Source organism: Vibrio sp. Vb2131, assembly GCF_033338535.1.
Taxonomy (GTDB): Bacteria; Pseudomonadota; Gammaproteobacteria; order Enterobacterales; family Vibrionaceae; genus Vibrio; species Vibrio alginolyticus.
Window position 1 is genome coordinate 1 of record NZ_JAWOSW010000009.1, and the last position, 18,773, is coordinate 18,773.

An 18,773-nucleotide genomic window follows, 5' to 3' on the forward strand; every position below is an offset into this window, starting at 1 on the left:
ACTCAGAAGTGAAACGAAATAGCGCCGATGGTAGTGTGGGGCTTCCCCATGTGAGAGTAGGACATCGCCAGGCTTTAGTTTTATTTTCACTTTTTCGAAAAGTGAAGACAAAAGCGGACGCTTGCTTATTAAAGCGAGTGATACCACTGCGGAGTGGTAGTTCAGTTGGTTAGAATACCGGCCTGTCACGCCGGGGGTCGCGGGTTCGAGTCCCGTCCACTCCGCCACTTATTTGAGCGTCGTCTCAATAAACACGAATTACAGGGGTGTAGCTCCAATTGGCAGAGCAGCGGATTCCAAATCCGCGTGTTGGGAGTTCGAATCTCTCCACCCCTGCCATACTCTAAAGCCTCAGCAGTAATGCTGGGGCTTTTTTGCATCCGAAGAAAAGAGAATCTGACTAGTTGGAGAGCTGTCGATTCCTCTGATACCAAAGTATCGGGGGATTGAAAGTTCATATCTCCGGGATATTGGTCCACTTCACCTATCCCCCATGTTCATAACCTCTGGCTTAGGTCAGGGGCTCTTTTATTCCTAACGTATAGTTTCGGCGTCAGGTGTATGTTTATCCAACGAATATGGCATACCTTTGCTTCAGATAGTTTTATTTTCTAGTAATGTAATTATTAAATGTTGACGTATCGCTTTGCTCTTTCTGTTTTACCTTCGAATTTTCATAACGCTTTTTCTTCGTTATCGAGCACATCTAATTCACAATCTATTGAAAGGTCAGTGGTTACATTGGCTTGGATGATTACTGACTTGGTTCCTGTTATCATCATGCATTGATGCTAATAATTAGGAAGTAAGTTTATGCCACATTTTCGATTCCGTGCTGTAGAGCCACAAGCTGTTCAGGCATTATCAAAACCCCTTACGGATGAACTTCAGCCTCTAATGGACTGTCCGCGTGAGGATTTTACTTTTGAGTATATCTACACTACGTTTTTCAATGAGGGTGAGGTGAGTGCTGCATATCCTTTTGTCGAAGTGCTTTGGTTCGACCGTGGCCAGGAAGTGCAAGATGAAGTTGCCAAGCTTATTACGCAACAAGTGCGCGGTATCGCTGGTGCCGATATTGATGTTGCAGTTATCTTTTCCGCCTTATCTCCTAAAGCTTATTACGATAATGGCGAACACTACTAAAGGTTAAAGGCTATGAGGCTGAGTTTCATTGTAACTTTGGGTTTATGTTTCTCAGCTTCAGTATGTTCTACTCCTTGGGAGTCTGCGGTTAATCCTACCCGAAACTCTTCCTCCTCTATTGGTAGTTATGCTAACGGTTGTTTAGATGGTGCATTACCCTTGCCTCTCGATGGCGTTGGTTATCAAGTCTTACGTAGTAAAACGAAGCGCTACTATGGGCACCCTAAAACGATAGAGTTTATTGAAATTCTGGCGCTTAAAGCTCATCAAAATCTCAACACCACTCTGTTGATTGGTGATTTGTCTTTACCTAGAGGTGGAAGGTTCTCCTCTGGTCATTCTAGTCATCAAACCGGGTTAGATATCGATATCTGGTTAAGGCTTGCTGACCAACCGCTTTCTTATAACGAATTACAACTTCCTAAGCCCATGAGTGTGGTGGATTTAAAAGGTTATTCCATACTTAATCATCGCTGGGAAGAACGGCACTTTAAGCTAATTCGGTACGCTTCAAAAAGTAAGGATGTTGCACGAATTTTTGTACATCCTGTTATTAAGGAGCAACTTTGCTTGCAAGAAAACGGCAAAGATCGTTCTTGGTTACGTAAAGTACGTCCATGGTGGGGGCATCATTACCACTTTCACGTCAGGTTATCTTGTCCTGATTCGAGCGACTATTGTGTTGATCAAGCTCCACCTCCAGTAGGCGATGGCTGCGGTGTTGAGCTTGCAAGTTGGGCCCCGAAAGCAAAACCTATTGATACCCCTCCACGGGTAAAAACAACCTCTAAGCCCAAACGAAAAAAAGTCGTTCCACCTCAATGCTTGCCGCTTATCAATCCTAATTAGTGTTACTCTTCAGGTTTATCTGTACTTGGTGATCTCTTTTATGAAACTGGAGAAACATCATACTTTTGTCTACATTGAATAGTACCAATACAAAAACTAACCCAATTAGTTTTGGGGACATATTATAGAAATCTAAAATTAAACAAAGAGTTGTAGTATGGGTAAGTTGTAACTTCTCTGTTTAGAAAAAGATCTTTCGTCACGATACTCTGGTTTCTTAGCAATATGTCTGTCAGTTGGCTAAAAAGCGATAACAACGCAGACAAGTGTGTAAGGCAGGGATATGCCCTTTTCCTGTTAGAAGAGTAAATCAAGGACAAAACCATGACTATGATTTGTGCAAAAGAATTTGCAGAGTGGTTAAGACACAGATTTAGCAGTGATACTAAAGGAGTCTCTTTGACTCGAGAGGATGTGAATCACCTGACTGGGCGTCAACGCCTTGATCCGGGTTTTGTTAATGATGTGCATTATGAGCTGATGCAATATGGGATGGCTTTCGTTACTGATACGAGCCGAGAAAACTTTTATTTAATACCTGTTTCTCAAGCGGAGAATTGGCGTGAGAGACTAGAGTATCATTTTGAAAAAGAGCTATTCTGCAATATTATCCCTATTGAAAAATCAGGTTGAGAAAAGGTTCAACTTTGATGTCAAAGTTGAACCTAATTGCTCTTATGCTAACCCTTGAATAATCACGAATTTTTCAAGCAACTGCTCTTCAGTTTCGACATGGTTCGGATCAGTGATTATGCATTTTGTAATTGGACACACTGACTGACAGGTCGGCTTTTCGTAATGCCCCTTACACTCTGTACATAGCGCTGGATCAATTTCGAAAATGCTCTCTCCCATACTGATTGCCCCATTGGGGCATTCGGGATCACACATGTCGCAGTTAATGCATTTATCAGTAATGAGCAAGGCCATGGTTACTTACCAGTCGGGTTACGGGTGTCCTGCCCTGAGTTTAGATTACGCATTAATAGGCCATATTCTAAATCTAGCTCTGCTGGTACTGGAATGAATACAAAGTGACCGTTTCCTTTCGCGTCTTCAATAGACTCTGATTTGCGGTTTTCCATTGCCTCTAGCGTGAAAACAATATTGCCTTTTGGCGTCATTAGTTCAAGGCTATCACCGACAAGAAACTTATTTTTTACTTCTACTTCAGCCATGTCACCACGACGTTTGCCAGTGAATTCACCAACAAACTGTTGAGCATCAGAGACTGAGTAACCGTAATCGTAGTTTTGGTAAGTATCGTGTGTATGACGGCGTAGGAAGCCTTCAGTGTAGCCACGGTGAGCTAGGCTTTCTAGTGTACCCATTAGGCTTTCATCGAATGGTCGACCTGCTACAGCATCATCAATTGCTTTACGATAAACTTGAGCGGTACGTGCGCAGTAGTAGAACGATTTAGTACGACCTTCAATTTTCAATGAGTGAACACCCATCTTAGTTAAGCGTTCAACGTGCTGAACCGCTCGTAGGTCTTTAGAGTTCATGATGTAAGTACCATGCTCATCTTCGTAGGCCGCCATTTTTTCTTCTGGACGGTGCGCTTCAGAAAGCAGAACGACTTCATCTGTTGGTTTGCCGCGACCAATTGTGGTTTCAGGGCGCTCGTCTTGTACTTCGACAGGCTGTGCTTCAGTCGGGTCGAATTTCTCTACGATATCACCAGCGTCGTTTTCTTTACCCTCTTCAACTTTGTATTCCCAGCGGCATGCGTTAGTGCAAGTGCCTTGGTTAGGGTCACGTTTGTTGATATAGCCAGAAAGTAGGCAACGACCTGAGTAAGCCATGCATAATGCACCGTGAACGAATACTTCAAGCTCAGTTTCAGGGCAATGCTCACGAATTTCTTCGATTTCTTCTAGAGACAGCTCGCGAGAAACGATCACACGTTCCACGCCATTCGCTGCCCAGAACTTAACGGTTGCCCAGTTTACAGCGTTTGCTTGTACAGAAAGGTGAATTGGCATTTCTGGGAAAGCTTCACGAACCATCATAATTAGGCCTGGATCTGACATGATCAATGCGTCAGGACCCATCTCTACGATTGGCTTAAGATCACGGATGAAGGTTTTTAGCTTCGAGTTGTGTGGTTGAATGTTACATACCACATAAAGCTTTTTGCCTAGGGCGTGGGCTTCATCGATACCGATTTTTAGGTTCTCGTGGTTAAACTCGTTGTTACGTACGCGAAGGCTGTAGCGAGGTTGGCCAGCGTAAACTGCATCTGCCCCGTAGGCGAATGCGTAACGCATGTTTTTCAGGCTGCCCGCTGGAGATAGTAGCTCAGGCACGAATGCTTTCTCAGTTGTCATTGCTCAATTCTCTTTTATCTGATCACAAGTCAGGCCAATTCCACCTAATGGAAATGGGGCGCAAATTTTACGTCAAAATGTGAACTGTGACTAGGGTAATTGTGCTTCAGATAGAAAAACGCCCTCAAAAAAAGTGAGGGCGTTATGGTTAACCTTTATACAATGTTATGCGTTAGGATTCGGTAATCCGCCTAGCGCATCGTATAAGTTGGGAAGGAAAGCACTGAACTCTCCACACATTAGAGAGAAGTCTGCATCAAATCGAGCTGCTTGATCTTCACGTGGAATATCATCGTTTTGATCTTTCAATTCATCAGAGAATTTTAGACGTTTGATGCCTGCATCTTCCGTCATAATGAACTCAATACGATCTTGCCAATTAAGCGCAAGTTTCGTCACGACTTTATCCGCAGCGATGTGGTTGCGGATTTCATCAGTGGTTAGCTCTTGCTTCTTACAGCGAATCACGCCACCTTCTTCAAGTACGGATTTTAGCTCAGCTTCGTCCATCATGCTGATACCTTGAGGTGTGTCACCGCTTTTCACCCACTCGGTTAGCGTAGTTTCAATCGCCACTTCTGGAATAGCAGGAACAACAGGTAAACTACCCATGGTTTTACGAAGCAATGCTAATACATCTTCTGCTTTTTTATAGCTGCTTGCATCAACAAGGATAAAACCCTCTTTTGGCATGATGAGCACGTGAGTGTGGCTGCTGCGGCTGAATGCGCGCGGCAGTAAATCCATTACGATGTCATCTTTCAGGTTGTCTTTCTCTTTCTTTTTCAGAGGACGACCTTCTTGTGCTTCCATTGCTTCTACTTTTGCATTCAATGATTCTTTGATCACAGAGGCAGGTAGCATTTTCTCTTCTTTCTTGGCGCAAATCAGAATGCGGTTTTCTGACACGTGAGTCATCATATCGCCATGTCTACCCATTGCACTGACCCAGCCAAATTTCTGTTTGTCTTGACTGCCACACGGGGTGAATCGGAATTCAGACAGCTGAGTTTCTAGTTGTTCGGCGTTAAAAGTAACCTCGCGGTTAACGCGGTATACCAGACAGTTTTTAAACCACATAAATCTTCTCTAGGCTTGATGACAAGAGACTAATCATAGGGAATTTTTGTGCTGATGTCTTAATAGAAATGAAAAATATCCGAATGAACCTCAAAAGAAAGTTATATGAAAATTTGTTTTCAAAGGTCACAAAAGTGTCATAATTGGTAGTGATAATGCTTATGCAAAGAGAGGCGCTTTGTCTCTTAAATTCATTAGCTCAACGAACATAAGGTTACTCAATTATGTCTAGAAGGATTCTGGTTGTTGAAGACGAAGCTCCTATTCGCGAAATGCTGTGCTTCGTACTTGAGCAGAAAGGTTACCAAGCGGTAGAAGCGGAAGATTATGATACTGCAGTAACCAAACTGGCTGAACCCTTCCCTGATTTAGTTTTACTGGATTGGATGTTACCAGGCGGTAGTGGCATTAACTTCATCAAACATATGAAGCGAGAGGAATTAACGCGCAACATTCCAGTTGTGATGCTTACCGCTCGTGGTGAAGAAGAAGATAAAGTGCGCGGTTTAGAAGTCGGTGCGGATGACTACATTACTAAGCCATTCTCTCCTAAAGAGTTGGTTGCACGCTTAAAAGCGGTGATTCGTCGCGTTACCCCGACTGCACTAGAAGATGTAATTGATGTACAGGGATTGAAGCTTGACCCTGTATCGCACCGTGTTACGGCTAATGATGCGCCATTAGACATGGGTCCAACAGAATTTAAGATGCTTCATTTTTTCATGACGCATCAAGAACGCGTATACAGCCGTGAGCAGCTATTAAACAATGTTTGGGGCACTAACGTGTATGTCGAAGACCGTACGGTCGATGTTCACATTCGCCGCCTGCGTAAAGCATTGGAAGCTGCAGGGCATGATAAGCTGATCCAAACTGTTCGTGGTGCTGGATATCGCTTCTCGACGAAGGCATAAATTAACACGCAGCTTATCGGTACCATTTCTGGAGTTATGAGTGGTTGAAAGATTAACGTGGAAAAAGCTGGCCTGGGAGCTGGCTTTTTTTTACACCCCATGGGTGATAGTAGGTTGGATATTCGGTTATATGCCGTGGTTGCTTTTGGCAGCTACGGCATTGCAGCTTGTGTGGCATTTGCATAACCAAGTACGTTTATCTTCTTGGTTATGGGATGAAAAACGCCTCACGCCACCGTCTGGTAGCGGTAACTGGGAATCTTTGTTCAATGGGTTGTATCGCTTACAACAGCGCCAACGCCGCAAACGAAAAGAGCTTACTAATCTTATTCGTCGATTCAGAAATGGTGCAGAATCACTACCCGATGCGGTAGTGGTATTCCGTGCTGAAGGCAATATTGTTTGGTGCAACAAGCTGGCTCAGCACTTACTGGGCTTCCATTGGCCAGAAGATTCAGGTCAACCTATCTCCAATCTCATTCGTACACCTGATTTTATCAAGTACCTCAACAAGAAAGACTTCTCAGAGCCATTAGAAATGCGTTCACCACTCAATGTCGAACGCATGCTAGAACTACGTATCGTACCGTATACCGAGGGTGAGCACTTGATGGTAGTGCGTGATGTGAGCCAGTTAAAACAACTTGAGGGAATGCGTCGCAACTTTTTTGCCAACGTATCTCATGAACTGCGTACACCAATGACGGTGCTACAAGGTTATTTGGAGATGACTGAAGACCCTGATATGGTCGTGGGTCCAATGTGGAGCAAAGCTCATGGTGTCATGACGGAGCAGCTTAACCGCATGAACAGTTTGGTGAACCAACTACTGACACTATCTAAAATTGAAGCGGCACCTATGCATGAGCTTGAGGAAGTCGTGAATGTGCCCGCGATGCTTGAAGTGTTAGAAAAAGAGGCGGTTAGCCTTAGTGGGGACAACCAACATAAATTGAAATTTGATGTTGATGCAAGCCTACGCGTGTTGGGCGATGATGACCAGTTACGTAGTGCTATCTCTAACCTCGTTTATAACGCCGTCAAATACACACCACCTGGTGCGAACATTAATGTTCGTTGGTTCCAGACCTCTCAAGGCGCATGCTTAGAGGTGGAAGATAGCGGTGATGGTATTGAACCTCAGCACCTACACCGACTTACCGAGCGTTTTTATCGAGTAGATAAAGCAAGATCACGTGATACTGGAGGAAGTGGTTTAGGGCTAGCCATTGTAAAACACGCGCTGAGTCACCATGACTCTCATTTAGAAATTCACAGTGAAGTAGGCGTGGGCAGTAAGTTTTCTTTCGTATTGCCTGAGCGTTTGGTGGTGAAATAATGGCGTTACGATTGGCAAAAACATTCAGTTTATTCGCGCTTGTTTGTTCCTGTATGGCTGGCGCTCAAGATAAACCATTGCCGAGTTATCATAAAACGACGGGGATTGTCGGGAACTTGCTCTCTGTTGGCTCCGATACACTTGCGGGTATGACAACGCTTTGGGTTGAAGAGTTTAAATCCATTTACCCGAATATTAATGCGCAAGTCCAAGCATCTGGCTCTTCTACTGCCCCTCCAGCATTGACCGAACAAACAGCCCAGTTTGGTCCCATGAGTCGCCCTATGCGTTTAAGAGAGGTTGAAGCGTTTGAACGTGAACATGGCTACAAGCCAACGGCGCTCAGGGTAGCCATCGATGCAATCGGTATTTTTGTTCATCAAGATAATCCAATTCAAGGGCTTAACTTTAGTCAGTTAGATGCTTTGTTTTCTGCCACGCTACGCTGTGGTGAAAGTCAATTTGTCACAAACTGGCAGCAACTCGGTCTTGAATCACAGTGGGCAAAGCGAAACGTCCAGTTGTTTGGTCGTAACTCCGTTTCTGGAACTTATGGTTACTTCAAAAGCAATGCCTTGTGTGGCGGCGATTTCAAGACTCGAGTTAACGAGCAGCCAGGCTCCGCGTCAGTTGTGCAAGCTGTAGCGTCAACCATCAGTGGAATTGGTTATTCCGGTGTCGGTTATCGAGTGGCAGGCGTGCGCTTAGTCCCTGTGGCTAAAATGGGAAATGACTACGTGACTCCAACGCGAGAACATATTGTTAGTGGTAAGTACCCACTATCACGTTACTTATATGTTTACGTGAATAAGCACCCTGATTACCCATTAACACCAATTGAAGCTGAGTTTATTCGATTTATCTTTTCTGCTCAGGGACAAGCGTTGGTTGAGAAAGATGGTTATGTGCCCATTACGGCAGATTTTGCAGAAGAAGAGTTAAAAAAAGTCGGCCTGTAAGCCGACTTTTTATTTAGGTATGAAGAGTACGAGATCAGAAAGTGAGTGTCCACTTCGCGCTGTCCCAACGTTCTTGTTCTTCCTGTAAATCCGCGTGAAGTAATTTATTGTTTTCTAGCCATGCTTCATCTGTGCATGTGAGAATCCATTCGTCATTTTTGATAGATAAGGTGATATCAGGCAATGGATCTTCATTACGCTGCCCATTTAATACGATAGAAAGTCGTAATATTTTGATGAGGCTTATAACGTCACTCTGTTTATAGAGGTTGAAATCTGGTAGTTCTTGCAATTTGAGCGCTTTACGCTGGAAGCGAGCTAATGTTGCAAGCACTAATTGCTGCTCACGGTTGAAGCCTTGTAGGGTGGAGTGCAACAGAATATAAAAAGAGTGGCGATGGAAACTACGCAAGTTAATACTTAATCCGACTTCATGAAGCAACGCTGCCCACTCTAGTAAGTCAAATAACTCACTCTTTTTCTTAATGCCTAGTTCAGAGCGTACCTGACATAACATCTCACGTGCATGACCCTTCACACGAGCGGCATGCTCTAAGTCGACTCGGTGCTTGTTGGCTAAATTTTCTGTGGTGCGCATGCGAATATCGGAGCGTGCGAAACGTTCTTCCATTTCGTACAACAGGCCTTCGCGTAGAGCACCATCGGAGAAAAACATTTGCTCAATGCGAAGCGCTTTGAAAATCGCGGACAAAATCGCTACGCCTGCTGCGAATACGGGTTTACGTTCTTCTGTTAGACCCGTCAGCTCAATATCTTCAATTGAATCAAATTTACACAGAGTTTCGATAAGTGTATCCAGTCGACTCGCTGTGATCAGGCCATCTTCAAAACCTAATCCTACTAGCACTTCTTGAATCGCTTTGATGGTTCCTGATGAGCCGAGAGCAATATCCCAGCCCTTTTTACGATATGTTGAAGCAATGGACTCGAGTTTTTGTTCGGCCGCTAACATCGCCTTACTGAAGTTTTTGCCTGATAGTTTGCCGTTTTTAAAGTACTGTTCTGTAAAACTGACGCATCCCATCTGTTTACTGTTGAGAAGCTCAGGCTCAAATTCTTGTCCAATAATCATCTCGGTACTGCCGCCTCCGATATCGATGACTAGTTTGGAGTTGGATTCTACTTGAGTGTGCGCGACGCCTAAGTAAATCAGGCGGGCTTCTTCTTCTCCAGGGATAATTTCTATTGGGAAAGGCATCACTTCTTTCGCACGCTCGATGAAAAGGTGGGCATTTTTAGCGCGTCTTAGTGTGTGTGTGGCGGCGATACGTACATTTGACTCATCAAGCCCTTGCAGCCTCTCAGCGAACATGGCTAAGCATTCTAGCGCACGCTCCATTGCGGCGTGACTTAAGTTCAATTCACTGTCGAGTCCTGATGCTAAGCGAACACGTTGTTTATGACGACTAACCAGTTGTAGGTCACTGCCGACAACTTTGGCCACCACCATATGGAAACTGTTTGAGCCGAGGTCTATCGCGGCAATGTAGCGAGTATCTTGTTCAAGTATTTGAGGCATCTGAATTTTGTTTTCTAGTTTGCTTTTCTATATTTTTAAGATAGTCATAGATAGCGATTTGAGAGCGAACTTTTTTGCGATTACCTCGTGGTACGTAAGCGTTACTCATTTCTTTATCTATTAAACGAGCCTTTACTGTATCGGTAAAATGGATATTCGTTATATCAATAATTCTCTGTTTCAAACGTGGATCACGGACTGGTACTGCTACCTCGATACGGTGATCAATATTTCTTGTCATCCAGTCTGCGGAGGAGATATAAACTTGCGGATCGCCATCATTGTGGGTGATCACCACGCGAGGGTGCTCAAGAAAGCGGTCAACAATACTGATGATGCGAATATTGTCGCTGATCCCCTCAATGCCCGGTACTAATGAGCACATGCCTCGAATGATCATGTTTATTTTTACACCGGAAGTACTTGCTCCATAAAGCTTATTGACGATGCCTTTATCGACTAGGTTATTGACCTTGATCGTAAGAGCGGCTTTTTTCCCTAGCTTGGCATTCGCAATTTCATTATCAATTAAGCGGTAGATTTGGGTTCGAGAATTACGAGGAGATACCATAAGGTGATTGAACTTCACTGGTCGGTATGGATTCTCAATGTAACCGAAGACATTACGGACTTCATTAGTGATTTCTTGATCTGCCGTAAGAAGGGAGAAGTCGGTATAAATTCGTGCCGTCTTCTCATGGAAGTTGCCTGTGCCGATGTGTGCGTAGCGAATAATTTCTTCACCTTCGCGTCGGCTAATCATCAGTAGCTTTGAGTGAATCTTAAGACCAGGTGCACCAAAGATGACGTGAACACCCGCTTCGGTTAATACTTTTGACCATTCGATATTGGCTTCTTCATCAAAGCGAGCTTGCAGCTCGACGACCACTGTGACATTTTTGCCGTTGTGCACTGCATCAATTAAAGAGTTCATCAAGCGAGAATCTTTCGCGACGCGATAAATGTTAATCTTGATACTAAGTACTTTGGGATCGAAGGAGGCTTGGCGCACTAATTCACTAATGTGGTCAAAAGTGTGGTAGGGATAATAGAGCAGAATATCTTTCGCTTTAATCGCGTCAAAGCTGTTGGCATAACCTTCGAAATCGGCACATTTCATTGGCGGGAGAGGTTTATTTTCAAGATACTCTCGTCCAACATTTGGAAAGCCGATGAAGTCTTTAAAGTTGTGATAGCGTCCGCCGGGGATAAGGTTATCGTAGTTAGAGATATTAAGTTTGTTACACAGAAACTCTAACATTTGAGGCGGCATATCGCGTTCGTAGACGAAGCGAACGGGCTTTGCTGTCAGTCGCTGATTGACACCCTCTGACATTTGTTCAAGCAAGCTGTACTCGATTTCATTGCGTAAATCGTATTCAGCGTCACGCGTCATTTTCATCGCATAGCCGCTAAGCTCATCATAATCAAAAAAGCCTTTGAACAGCTCGTCCAAACAGTGGCGGATAATATTATCAAGTAAGATGATGGTTTTTCGACGCTTTCCTTTCTGTTCTGGTACCATCACAAAGCGGGGAAGGTGATCGGTCGGAATTTCGATCAGAGCGTATTGGTAATGTTCTTCTTTACGCAGTTCTACGGCGATGTAAGCGTACTCGTCTTTGAGAAATTGCAGAACATCGATCTCGTCTTTCATTAGGAGGGGAGTGATATGCGGCATTACCTCTCTACGGAAGTATTTCGCGATCCACTTTTGTTGCGATTCATCCAGTTGTTGCTCGTTGACCAAGAAAATGCGACGTCGCGCCATTTCTCGAATCAACTCGCTGTAAAGCTCATCAAATTGTTCGTTAAGCTTTAGTGCTTTCGACTGCATTTTGGTTAACAGTCGTTTAGGGCTATCACTGCCACCGCGCTCTTGGCTGATTAGGATTCTGCGCTTCACGTCCGCAAAGCGTACTTTGTAAAATTCATCTAAATTGTTGGAAAAGATCCCAAGAAAGCGAATACGTTCGATCAAAGGGACGGTTTTATCGGCAGCTTCTTGTAATACTCGTTCGTTGAAAGACAACCAACTCAGTTCTTTTTCTATATATAGTTTTTCTGCGCTCATAACCTTACCTAGCCAAAAGTGAAGTATTACGTACTCATCTTGGAAAAATGGATGAGTGAGAACATTATGAGATTTTCATTACAGATTTATTTCATACCACGCATTGCATAAGAGTTGTATTCTTTTCAGGTGTTTAATGTGATCTGTAATATAATTGTCATCTTAACGACATATTCTAGTACTAAGTCAAAAAAGGTAGAGATTTAAATGGCACAAGCCGAGTTTTCATTGCAGGAAAAAGATAAGAAACGACTGATAAAAGATCGTTTAGTTCGACTTGCAGTGACATCCGGTGGTGTCGGCGTACTCGCGGCGCTTGTTTTGATCTTTGTCTACCTCGCCATGGTGATCATTCCGCTTTTTTCTGATGCGGAGATCAAAACCAACCAAGCCATTCGAGCCACTCATATTGAAACACCACTTGCGATTTCAGTGGATGATTACGCTCAGCTCGCGTTCGTTCTAACCCAAAGTGGTGAGATTCAATATTTGTCGATGGACGATCCTACGAAACCTGCGGTGTATACACAGCAAATCGTCCAGAAACCCGTCGCTTTCTCTCAATCTGCTCCTGGGCTAGGTTGGTATGGATTTGTTGATGGGCAGGGTAAAGCGAACCTTTTCAAGCCAGAATTTAATGCCACATTGAGAGAAAATACACGTCCTCCGGAAGTGATTGAGCTAGACACCAGCATGGATCTGACACTAAGTACGCCTCAAGATCCTGTGACTCAGTTTGTATTTGCAGCTTCGACGCCCTTACCAACGGTTGTTTGGCAGACGCAAAGTGGTGAAGTGAAAGCTCGCTGGCAAGTGGCTTCGTCTTTGGGTACGTCTCCTACAACGATTGATTTTACGTTCTCTTCAGGTTTTGATACGCCTCAGCAAATGTTATTGACACCTGACGGTGAAACGCTTTATTTGCGCGATGGCTCTGAGTTGATCGTGTTAAAGAAAACCGCACGTAAATTTGCTGTGCGAGAGGTGGTCGATCTCACTCAAGGTGATAAGAAGCATTCCGTTCGTACGATAGACTTATTGGCTGGTGCTTACTCGCTTTTGGTGACGCACAACGATGGTCGGGTGTCGCAATGGTTTGATACGCTGCAAGAAGAAAAACGCACGTTAACGCATATTCGTGATTTTAAATTGGCATCAGAGCTTAAGTATTTGTTGCCGGATTCTCATCGAAAAGGATTTTATAGCTTTTACACCAACGGCACGTTGCAAAGCCATTATACAACCAGTGAAAAACTGGTGTTGTTTAAGCGTGCGTACAATCAAGCGCCCGCAATCGCAGCAATGTCTAACAATGAACGCTACTTAATCACTTGGCAAAATAATGCGTTAAATGTTGCGGAAGTGGACAATGCCTATCCGGAAATTTCATTGTCTTCATTATGGCAAGAAGTGTGGTACGAAGGGTATCCTGAGCCTGAATTTGTGTGGCAATCGACTTCGGCGAGCGATAACTTTGAGGCTAAGTTCAGCCTAGTACCTATTGCGTTTGGAACGATAAAAGCGGCGATGTTTGCGATGCTGTTTTCAGTACCGCTCGCAGTGCTAGGTGCTATTTATACGGCTTACTTTATGTCGCCACGCATGCGTCGTGTAGTAAAACCGTCGATTGAGCTAATGGAAGCACTGCCGACGGTGATCATAGGTTTCCTCGCGGGATTGTGGTTCGCGCCTATTGTCGAAGATCATTTGATTACGATCGTCGTTATGCTGTTTGTTTTGCCTTTGAGCACCATGATTATGGGCGGGCTATGGGCATTAATACCGCAACCTTTGCGGAATCGTCTGCCTAATGGTTGGCATGCTTTAGTGCTCATGCCTGTCATATTGGTACTGATTGGGCTTGGAGTGTGGATTTCGCCTACGATTGAGCAGACGTTCTTTGGTGGCGATATGCGCTTATTCTTAACCGAGCATGGTATTGGTTACGATCAACGCAATGCATTGGTGGTGGGGTTAGCGATGGGGTTTGCTGTTATCCCGACGATTTTTACCATTGCCGAAGATGCCATTTTCTCTGTACCGAAGCATTTATCGGATGGCTCTTTGGCATTAGGGGCCACGCCTTGGCAAACTTTAATCTATGTTGTCTTGCTTACTGCAAGCCCAGGTATTTTTTCTGCCATTATGATGGGCCTGGGACGCGCTGTTGGCGAAACCATGATTGTGTTAATGGCAACGGGCAATACGCCATTAATGGATTGGAATATTTTGGAAGGATTGCGCAGCCTGTCGGCGACCATCGCCGTTGAGTTGCCAGAGTCGGAAGTTGGAAGTTCGCATTATCGCCTGCTGTTCCTAGCTGCATTGATTTTATTTGTGTTTACGTTTGCAGTAAACGCGCTTGCGGAGTGGGTTCGTCAGAGACTGAGAGATAAGTACCGTGCGTTGTAATAATGGTTTGAATAAAGAGCGAGTAATAACGTGTTAAATTGGATTCGTTCTGGCGCACCGTGGATATGGCTAACAGGCGGTGCAGTCAGCATCAGTTTGTTGTCGGTATTAGGGTTGTTACTCCTTATCGGCTGGAAAGGCCTGACTTACTTTTGGCCAGCGCCTTTGTATCAGTGGAATGTTGCAGCGCTGACTCCTGTACAAGGCGAAGTGCTACATGAAAATACTATTCTGATTGGTCAAGTGTATGAGCGCAGCTTTGTACCGAAGAGTTATTTGCCTGAAAGCGCAGCACAACAGTTAGAAGACGATGAAGATTTTGCCACGCGACTCAGTATCAAAATCGCTAACCGAGAGTTGTATCCCGCCGATTTTATCTCCGTATTGCAAATGCAGTTGGATGAGCCCACGATGCCAAAAGAGTGGGCGGTGATAGAGCGCAGTAGCGGTGGTTATTTCTTTGGTAAGCTGGTGGCGTTTCAAGATGGTGATAATATATACACCAGTGATATTCAATCGGTACTAAATAAAAAGCTTGATGATGCAGAAACTCTGCGCCATGAGATTGATTCTTTGGTGGTCGATCAGCTTAAAGAGCTTGGTTGGAAGCTAGAGCAGTTGCGATTAGAAAAGCGCAAGCATGAATTGAATGACACGCTGACAGAAAGCTTCTTAAACGAAAACCAGACGAAAAAAGAGCAGATAGAAAAAGCGCTTGCGACGTTAGATTTGCAACTTGATGGTTTACGACTTCAGCTCTCTGACTATGCCTTGATTGTCGAGGATATGACGGGGTCACAAGTATCGATTCCGCTCGAAGACATTTTGGACTACTGGTATCCAAACCAAATGTCACTGCCTGATAAAGTCATGCATTGGGGAAAACAGGTTTGGAAGTTTTTATCTGAAGATCCAAGAGAGTCTAACTCCGAAGGAGGCGTGTTCCCTGCGATATTTGGTACGGTTTTCTTAGTACTCATCATGTCGATCATTGTGATGCCACTCGGGGTGATCGCCGCTATCTATCTACATGAATACGCTAAGAATAACGCTCTAACCAGAGTTATTCGTATTGCGGTTATAAACCTAGCGGGTGTTCCATCGATTGTTTATGGCGTGTTTGGTTTAGGTTTCTTCGTTTATACGATTGGTGCCTCTATCGACAACGTATTCTATGCGGAGAAGCTACCGGCACCAACCTTTGGTACGCCGGGTTTGTTATGGTCTGCACTAACTCTTGCCGTGCTGACGCTTCCAGTTGTGATTGTGACTACTGAAGAAGGTTTAACTCGTATTCCGAGCTCAGTACGACATGGTTCTCTGGCGCTTGGTGCAACTCAGTTCGAAACACTATGGCGTGTGGTTTTACCTATGGCGACGCCAGCTATTATCACAGGTTTGATCCTTGCGATTGCACGTGCAGCTGGCGAAGTAGCGCCACTGATGCTGGTGGGGGTCGTGAAATTGGCATCCAGTTTACCGGTTGACGGACAATTCCCTTATGTGCATTTGGATAGAAAGTTCATGCATTTAGGTTTTCACATTTACGATGTTGGCTTTCAAACCTCCAACATCGAAGCGGCGCGACCATTAGTTTATGCTACCTCTTTCTTACTCGTGACAGTGATTGTCGGGCTAAACTTAACAGCAATCAGTATTCGCAATAATTTACGAGAAAAATACAGAACGTTAGGACAAGATTAAGTATGTTTAATTTTGATAGTACATTAGGTTATGAGCCACCATTGGACGTTCATAATTTAACGGATAAACAAACAGCCATCTCAATCGAGAACCTTAATCTGTTCTATGGTCAAACTCAGGCGCTGTATGATATTTCGATGCGAATTCCCAAAGGGCGAGTCACCGCTTTTATCGGTCCTTCAGGGTGTGGAAAGTCGACGTTATTACGTTGCATCAATCGCATGAACGACTTAGTGGAAGGGTGTCGAGTCACAGGCAAAGTGCGTCTCCATGGCAAGAATGTTTATCATCCTAATGTCGATGTTGCGACACTTCGACGCCGAGTGGGGATGGTGTTTCAAAGACCCAATCCATTTCCTAAGTCTATTTATGAAAATGTAGTTTATGGCTTACGCTTACAAGGTGTAAAAAACAGCCGCAGTTTAGATGACGCAGTGGAGCGATCCTTGCGCTCGGCGGCGTTGTGGGATGAGGTAAAAGACCGCTTGCATGAGAACGCATTTGGTTTATCTGGTGGTCAGCAACAGCGCTTGGTCATTGCGCGGGCGGTGGCGATTGAGCCGGAAGTCCTGTTATTGGACGAGCCAACATCAGCGTTGGATCCAATCTCAACTTTAACCATTGAAGAGCTTATCAATGAGCTGAAGACTCAATATACTGTTGTTATCGTTACCCATAACATGCAACAAGCGGCGCGAGTGAGTGATCATACTGCATTCATTCATATGGGTAAGTTAATTGAATACTCTGACGCGGACTCGATCTTCACCTCGCCAATGAAGAAGCAGACCGAAGATTACATTACGGGTCGCTACGGTTAAGTCGCGACTCTATACGGAATAAGGAACATCATGCACTTTGGACGTCATATTTCAGGACAATTTAACGTAGAGCTAGAATCGATTCGTACTCATGTATTAACCATGGGGGGCTTGGTAGAACAGCAGCTTTCGTATGCTATTCAAGCCTTGCATAAAGAAGACATCGAACTGGCGCGTAAGGTTGTGCGTGACGATCATAAAGTGAATGCGATGGAAGTCTCGATCGATGACGCCTGTACACGCATTATTGCTAAGCGTCAGCCAACGGCAAAAGACTTGCGCTTAATCATGGCTATCATCAAAACGATCACGGATTTAGAACGCATCGGTGATGTGGCGACACGCATTGCTTACGTTGCCATTGAAAGCCCATCATCAAAAGAACGACAATTCCAAGTGTCGTTAGAGCCTCTCTGCCGTCAGGCAATTAATATGCTGCATCAGGTTTTGGATGCGTTTGCCCGCATGGATGTAGAAGCGGCAGCAGAGGTGCACAAACAAGATGACAAGCTAGACGCCGAATATGAAGCGGTAATTCGTCAGTTGATGACCTACATGATGGAAGACCCAAAAAATATCCCCAATATTCTGCAAGTGATGTGGTCTGCACGCGCGATTGAACGCGTGGGGGACCGTTGCCAGAACATCTGTGAATACATTATTTACTTCGTGAAAGGGAAAGATGTACGCCATCTAGGTGATCAAAGCATTGATGACGTACTGAAGTAACTGACTTCAATAAATAGACCAGCTTTTAGGCTGGTCTATTTATTACAGAGAAGGAAAGTACATCAATATTTATCGGGCACGAAGGTCTGATCATCAATGGGCGCTCTGACATAACCTTCTTTATTGAGATCAGGTAATTCAATCGGTGGGTACTCAAGTGCTTTGTAATCAATCTGGCTTAGTAAATGACTGATACAGTTCAAGCGCGCTTTCTTTTTGTCATCAGAAGGGACGACCCACCAAGGGCAGTTTTTCGTGTCTGTATAGGCAAACATCTTATCTTTTGCTTCCGAATACTCCGCCCAGCGATGACGTGACTCCAAATCCATGGGGCTGAATTTCCAACGTTTGATCGGCGTATTAATTCGACCTAGAAAACGTTTTTCCTGCTCTTCGTCTGAAACCGAAAACCAATACTTAATCAGAATAATCCCAGAGCGTTGCAACATTCTCTCGAATTCAGGGCAAGAGCGTAAAAACTCCTCGTATTCGTCTGGAGTACAGAACCCCATGACTTTTTCGACACCTGCTCGGTTATACCAACTTCGGTCAAATAAAACGATTTCACCAGCAGATGGTAAATGAGCGACGTAACGTTGGAAGTACCATTGCGTTTTTTCTTTTTCGGTCGGTGCAGGCAGAGCCACTACGCGACAAACACGCGGGTTTAGCTTTTCTGTAATTCGCTTTATCACTCCGCCTTTGCCCGCAGCATCACGGCCTTCAAACAGAACAACCACTTTTAACCCTTTGTGTTTGACCCACTCTTGAAGTTTTACGAGCTCAACTTGAAGGTTTTTGAGCTCCTTTTCGTATTCCTTTTTCTTCAATTTAGACATACACCTTTCCTCACTCCTTGATAAACAATATGTT

The 18,773-nt window shown here is 44.4% G+C and carries 15 protein-coding genes, 2 tRNA genes and 2 pseudogenes; 13 read left to right on the forward strand and 6 right to left on the reverse strand.

Annotated elements, in window-relative coordinates:
- Window positions 1–150: 150 nt before the first annotated feature.
- The 5 genes from R7E38_RS11390 (at window position 151) to R7E38_RS11410 (ending at window position 2,628) form a co-directional block, all read left to right on the forward strand.
- A tRNA-Asp gene (locus R7E38_RS11390) sits at window positions 151–227 on the forward strand.
- Window positions 228–262: 35 nt separating this feature from the next.
- A tRNA-Trp gene (locus R7E38_RS11395) sits at window positions 263–339 on the forward strand.
- A gap of 474 nt (window positions 340–813) precedes the next feature.
- Window positions 814–1,146: a DUF1904 domain-containing protein gene (locus tag R7E38_RS11400; RefSeq protein ID WP_005381768.1), complete on the forward strand. Its 333-nt coding sequence runs from the start codon at window positions 814–816 to the stop codon at window positions 1,144–1,146.
- Window positions 1,147–1,158: 12 nt separating this feature from the next.
- The gene (gene mepA, locus R7E38_RS11405; RefSeq protein WP_226083903.1) at window positions 1,159–1,995 is read left to right on the forward strand and encodes a penicillin-insensitive murein endopeptidase; all 837 of its coding nucleotides are present in this window, start codon (window positions 1,159–1,161) and stop codon (window positions 1,993–1,995) included.
- A 324-nt stretch (window positions 1,996–2,319) separates the two neighbouring features.
- Window positions 2,320–2,628: a hypothetical protein gene (locus R7E38_RS11410; protein ID WP_005381765.1), complete on the forward strand. Its 309-nt coding sequence runs from the start codon at window positions 2,320–2,322 to the stop codon at window positions 2,626–2,628.
- A gap of 42 nt (window positions 2,629–2,670) precedes the next feature.
- Here the strand turns inward: R7E38_RS11410 and R7E38_RS11415 are convergent, their stop codons facing one another.
- The 3 genes from R7E38_RS11415 to rdgC all read right to left on the reverse strand — a co-directional run bounded on the left by R7E38_RS11415 (window position 2,671) and on the right by rdgC (window position 5,408).
- Complete coding sequence (locus R7E38_RS11415; protein WP_005381763.1) at window positions 2,671–2,925, reverse strand: YfhL family 4Fe-4S dicluster ferredoxin; 255 nt, start codon at window positions 2,923–2,925, stop codon at window positions 2,671–2,673.
- A 2-nt stretch (window positions 2,926–2,927) separates the two neighbouring features.
- Complete coding sequence (gene yegQ, locus R7E38_RS11420) at window positions 2,928–4,328, reverse strand: tRNA 5-hydroxyuridine modification protein YegQ (RefSeq protein ID WP_005381754.1); 1,401 nt, start codon at window positions 4,326–4,328, stop codon at window positions 2,928–2,930.
- A gap of 165 nt (window positions 4,329–4,493) precedes the next feature.
- The gene (gene rdgC, locus R7E38_RS11425) at window positions 4,494–5,408 is read right to left on the reverse strand and encodes a recombination-associated protein RdgC (protein ID WP_005381753.1); all 915 of its coding nucleotides are present in this window, start codon (window positions 5,406–5,408) and stop codon (window positions 4,494–4,496) included.
- 224 nt (window positions 5,409–5,632) lie between these two features.
- On the opposite strand from rdgC, the gene phoB reads away from it, so the two are divergent.
- The 3 genes from phoB to R7E38_RS11440 are packed head-to-tail and all read left to right on the forward strand — an operon-like array spanning window position 5,633 to window position 8,620.
- A complete protein-coding gene (phoB, locus tag R7E38_RS11430) occupies window positions 5,633–6,322 on the forward strand; it encodes a phosphate regulon transcriptional regulator PhoB (protein ID WP_005381752.1) in 690 nt (229 codons plus the stop codon).
- A 40-nt stretch (window positions 6,323–6,362) separates the two neighbouring features.
- Entirely contained in the window at window positions 6,363–7,661 is a 1,299-nt protein-coding gene (gene phoR / locus R7E38_RS11435; RefSeq protein WP_005383667.1) for a phosphate regulon sensor histidine kinase PhoR, read from the forward strand.
- Window positions 7,661–8,620: a PstS family phosphate ABC transporter substrate-binding protein gene (locus R7E38_RS11440; protein ID WP_017821959.1), complete on the forward strand. Its 960-nt coding sequence runs from the start codon at window positions 7,661–7,663 to the stop codon at window positions 8,618–8,620. Before phoR ends, R7E38_RS11440 begins: the two co-directional genes overlap by 1 nt.
- Window positions 8,621–8,654: 34 nt before the next feature.
- Here the strand turns inward: R7E38_RS11440 and ppx are convergent, their stop codons facing one another.
- Window positions 8,655–10,160 carry an exopolyphosphatase gene (ppx, locus tag R7E38_RS11445; RefSeq protein WP_005381749.1) on the reverse strand — a complete coding sequence of 502 codons (1,506 nt, stop codon included), beginning with the start codon at window positions 10,158–10,160 and terminating at the stop codon, window positions 8,655–8,657.
- Window positions 10,144–12,234, reverse strand: a complete 2,091-nt coding sequence (gene ppk1 / locus R7E38_RS11450) for a polyphosphate kinase 1 (protein WP_005381748.1) — start codon at window positions 12,232–12,234, stop codon at window positions 10,144–10,146. Before ppk1 ends, ppx begins: the two co-directional genes overlap by 17 nt.
- A gap of 207 nt (window positions 12,235–12,441) precedes the next feature.
- On the opposite strand from ppk1, the gene R7E38_RS11455 reads away from it, so the two are divergent.
- From R7E38_RS11455 to phoU, 5 genes and pseudogenes are all read left to right on the forward strand, one after another.
- Window positions 12,442–14,646 carry an ABC transporter permease subunit gene (locus R7E38_RS11455; protein ID WP_226083904.1) on the forward strand — a complete coding sequence of 735 codons (2,205 nt, stop codon included), beginning with the start codon at window positions 12,442–12,444 and terminating at the stop codon, window positions 14,644–14,646.
- 30 nt (window positions 14,647–14,676) lie between these two features.
- Window positions 14,677–14,908, forward strand: a pseudogene (locus R7E38_RS23520) (phosphate ABC transporter, permease protein PstA); the annotation flags it as partial.
- A 65-nt stretch (window positions 14,909–14,973) separates the two neighbouring features.
- Window positions 14,974–16,350, forward strand: a pseudogene (gene pstA, locus R7E38_RS11460) (phosphate ABC transporter permease PstA); the annotation flags it as partial.
- 2 nt (window positions 16,351–16,352) lie between these two features.
- Window positions 16,353–17,171: a phosphate ABC transporter ATP-binding protein PstB gene (gene pstB / locus R7E38_RS11465; protein WP_226083905.1), complete on the forward strand. Its 819-nt coding sequence runs from the start codon at window positions 16,353–16,355 to the stop codon at window positions 17,169–17,171.
- A 30-nt stretch (window positions 17,172–17,201) separates the two neighbouring features.
- Complete coding sequence (gene phoU, locus R7E38_RS11470; protein WP_005381744.1) at window positions 17,202–17,900, forward strand: phosphate signaling complex protein PhoU; 699 nt, start codon at window positions 17,202–17,204, stop codon at window positions 17,898–17,900.
- 62 nt (window positions 17,901–17,962) lie between these two features.
- Here the strand turns inward: phoU and ppk2 are convergent, their stop codons facing one another.
- On the reverse strand, window positions 17,963–18,739 hold the full coding sequence (gene ppk2, locus R7E38_RS11475; protein WP_053808700.1) for a polyphosphate kinase 2: 777 nt from the start codon (window positions 18,737–18,739) through the stop codon (window positions 17,963–17,965).
- Window positions 18,740–18,773: the final 34 nt, after the last annotated feature.

Excerpts from the sequence above, each read along its gene's own strand:
- R7E38_RS11400 (WP_005381768.1), top strand. The coding sequence starts at position 814 with ATGCCACATTTTCGATTCCGTGCTGTAGAGCCACAAGCTGTTCAGGCA.
- mepA (WP_226083903.1), top strand. The coding sequence starts at position 1,159 with ATGAGGCTGAGTTTCATTGTAACTTTGGGTTTATGTTTCTCAGCTTCA.
- R7E38_RS11410 (WP_005381765.1), top strand. The coding sequence starts at position 2,320 with ATGACTATGATTTGTGCAAAAGAATTTGCAGAGTGGTTAAGACACAGA.
- R7E38_RS11415 (WP_005381763.1), bottom strand. The coding sequence starts at position 2,925 with ATGGCCTTGCTCATTACTGATAAATGCATTAACTGCGACATGTGTGAT.
- yegQ (WP_005381754.1), bottom strand. The coding sequence starts at position 4,328 with ATGACAACTGAGAAAGCATTCGTGCCTGAGCTACTATCTCCAGCGGGC.
- rdgC (WP_005381753.1), bottom strand. The coding sequence starts at position 5,408 with ATGTGGTTTAAAAACTGTCTGGTATACCGCGTTAACCGCGAGGTTACT.
- phoB (WP_005381752.1), top strand. The coding sequence starts at position 5,633 with ATGTCTAGAAGGATTCTGGTTGTTGAAGACGAAGCTCCTATTCGCGAA.
- R7E38_RS11440 (WP_017821959.1), top strand. The coding sequence starts at position 7,661 with ATGGCGTTACGATTGGCAAAAACATTCAGTTTATTCGCGCTTGTTTGT.
- ppx (WP_005381749.1), bottom strand. The coding sequence starts at position 10,160 with ATGCCTCAAATACTTGAACAAGATACTCGCTACATTGCCGCGATAGAC.
- ppk1 (WP_005381748.1), bottom strand. The coding sequence starts at position 12,234 with ATGAGCGCAGAAAAACTATATATAGAAAAAGAACTGAGTTGGTTGTCT.
- R7E38_RS11455 (WP_226083904.1), top strand. The coding sequence starts at position 12,442 with ATGGCACAAGCCGAGTTTTCATTGCAGGAAAAAGATAAGAAACGACTG.
- pstB (WP_226083905.1), top strand. The coding sequence starts at position 16,353 with ATGTTTAATTTTGATAGTACATTAGGTTATGAGCCACCATTGGACGTT.
- phoU (WP_005381744.1), top strand. The coding sequence starts at position 17,202 with ATGCACTTTGGACGTCATATTTCAGGACAATTTAACGTAGAGCTAGAA.
- ppk2 (WP_053808700.1), bottom strand. The coding sequence starts at position 18,739 with ATGTCTAAATTGAAGAAAAAGGAATACGAAAAGGAGCTCAAAAACCTT.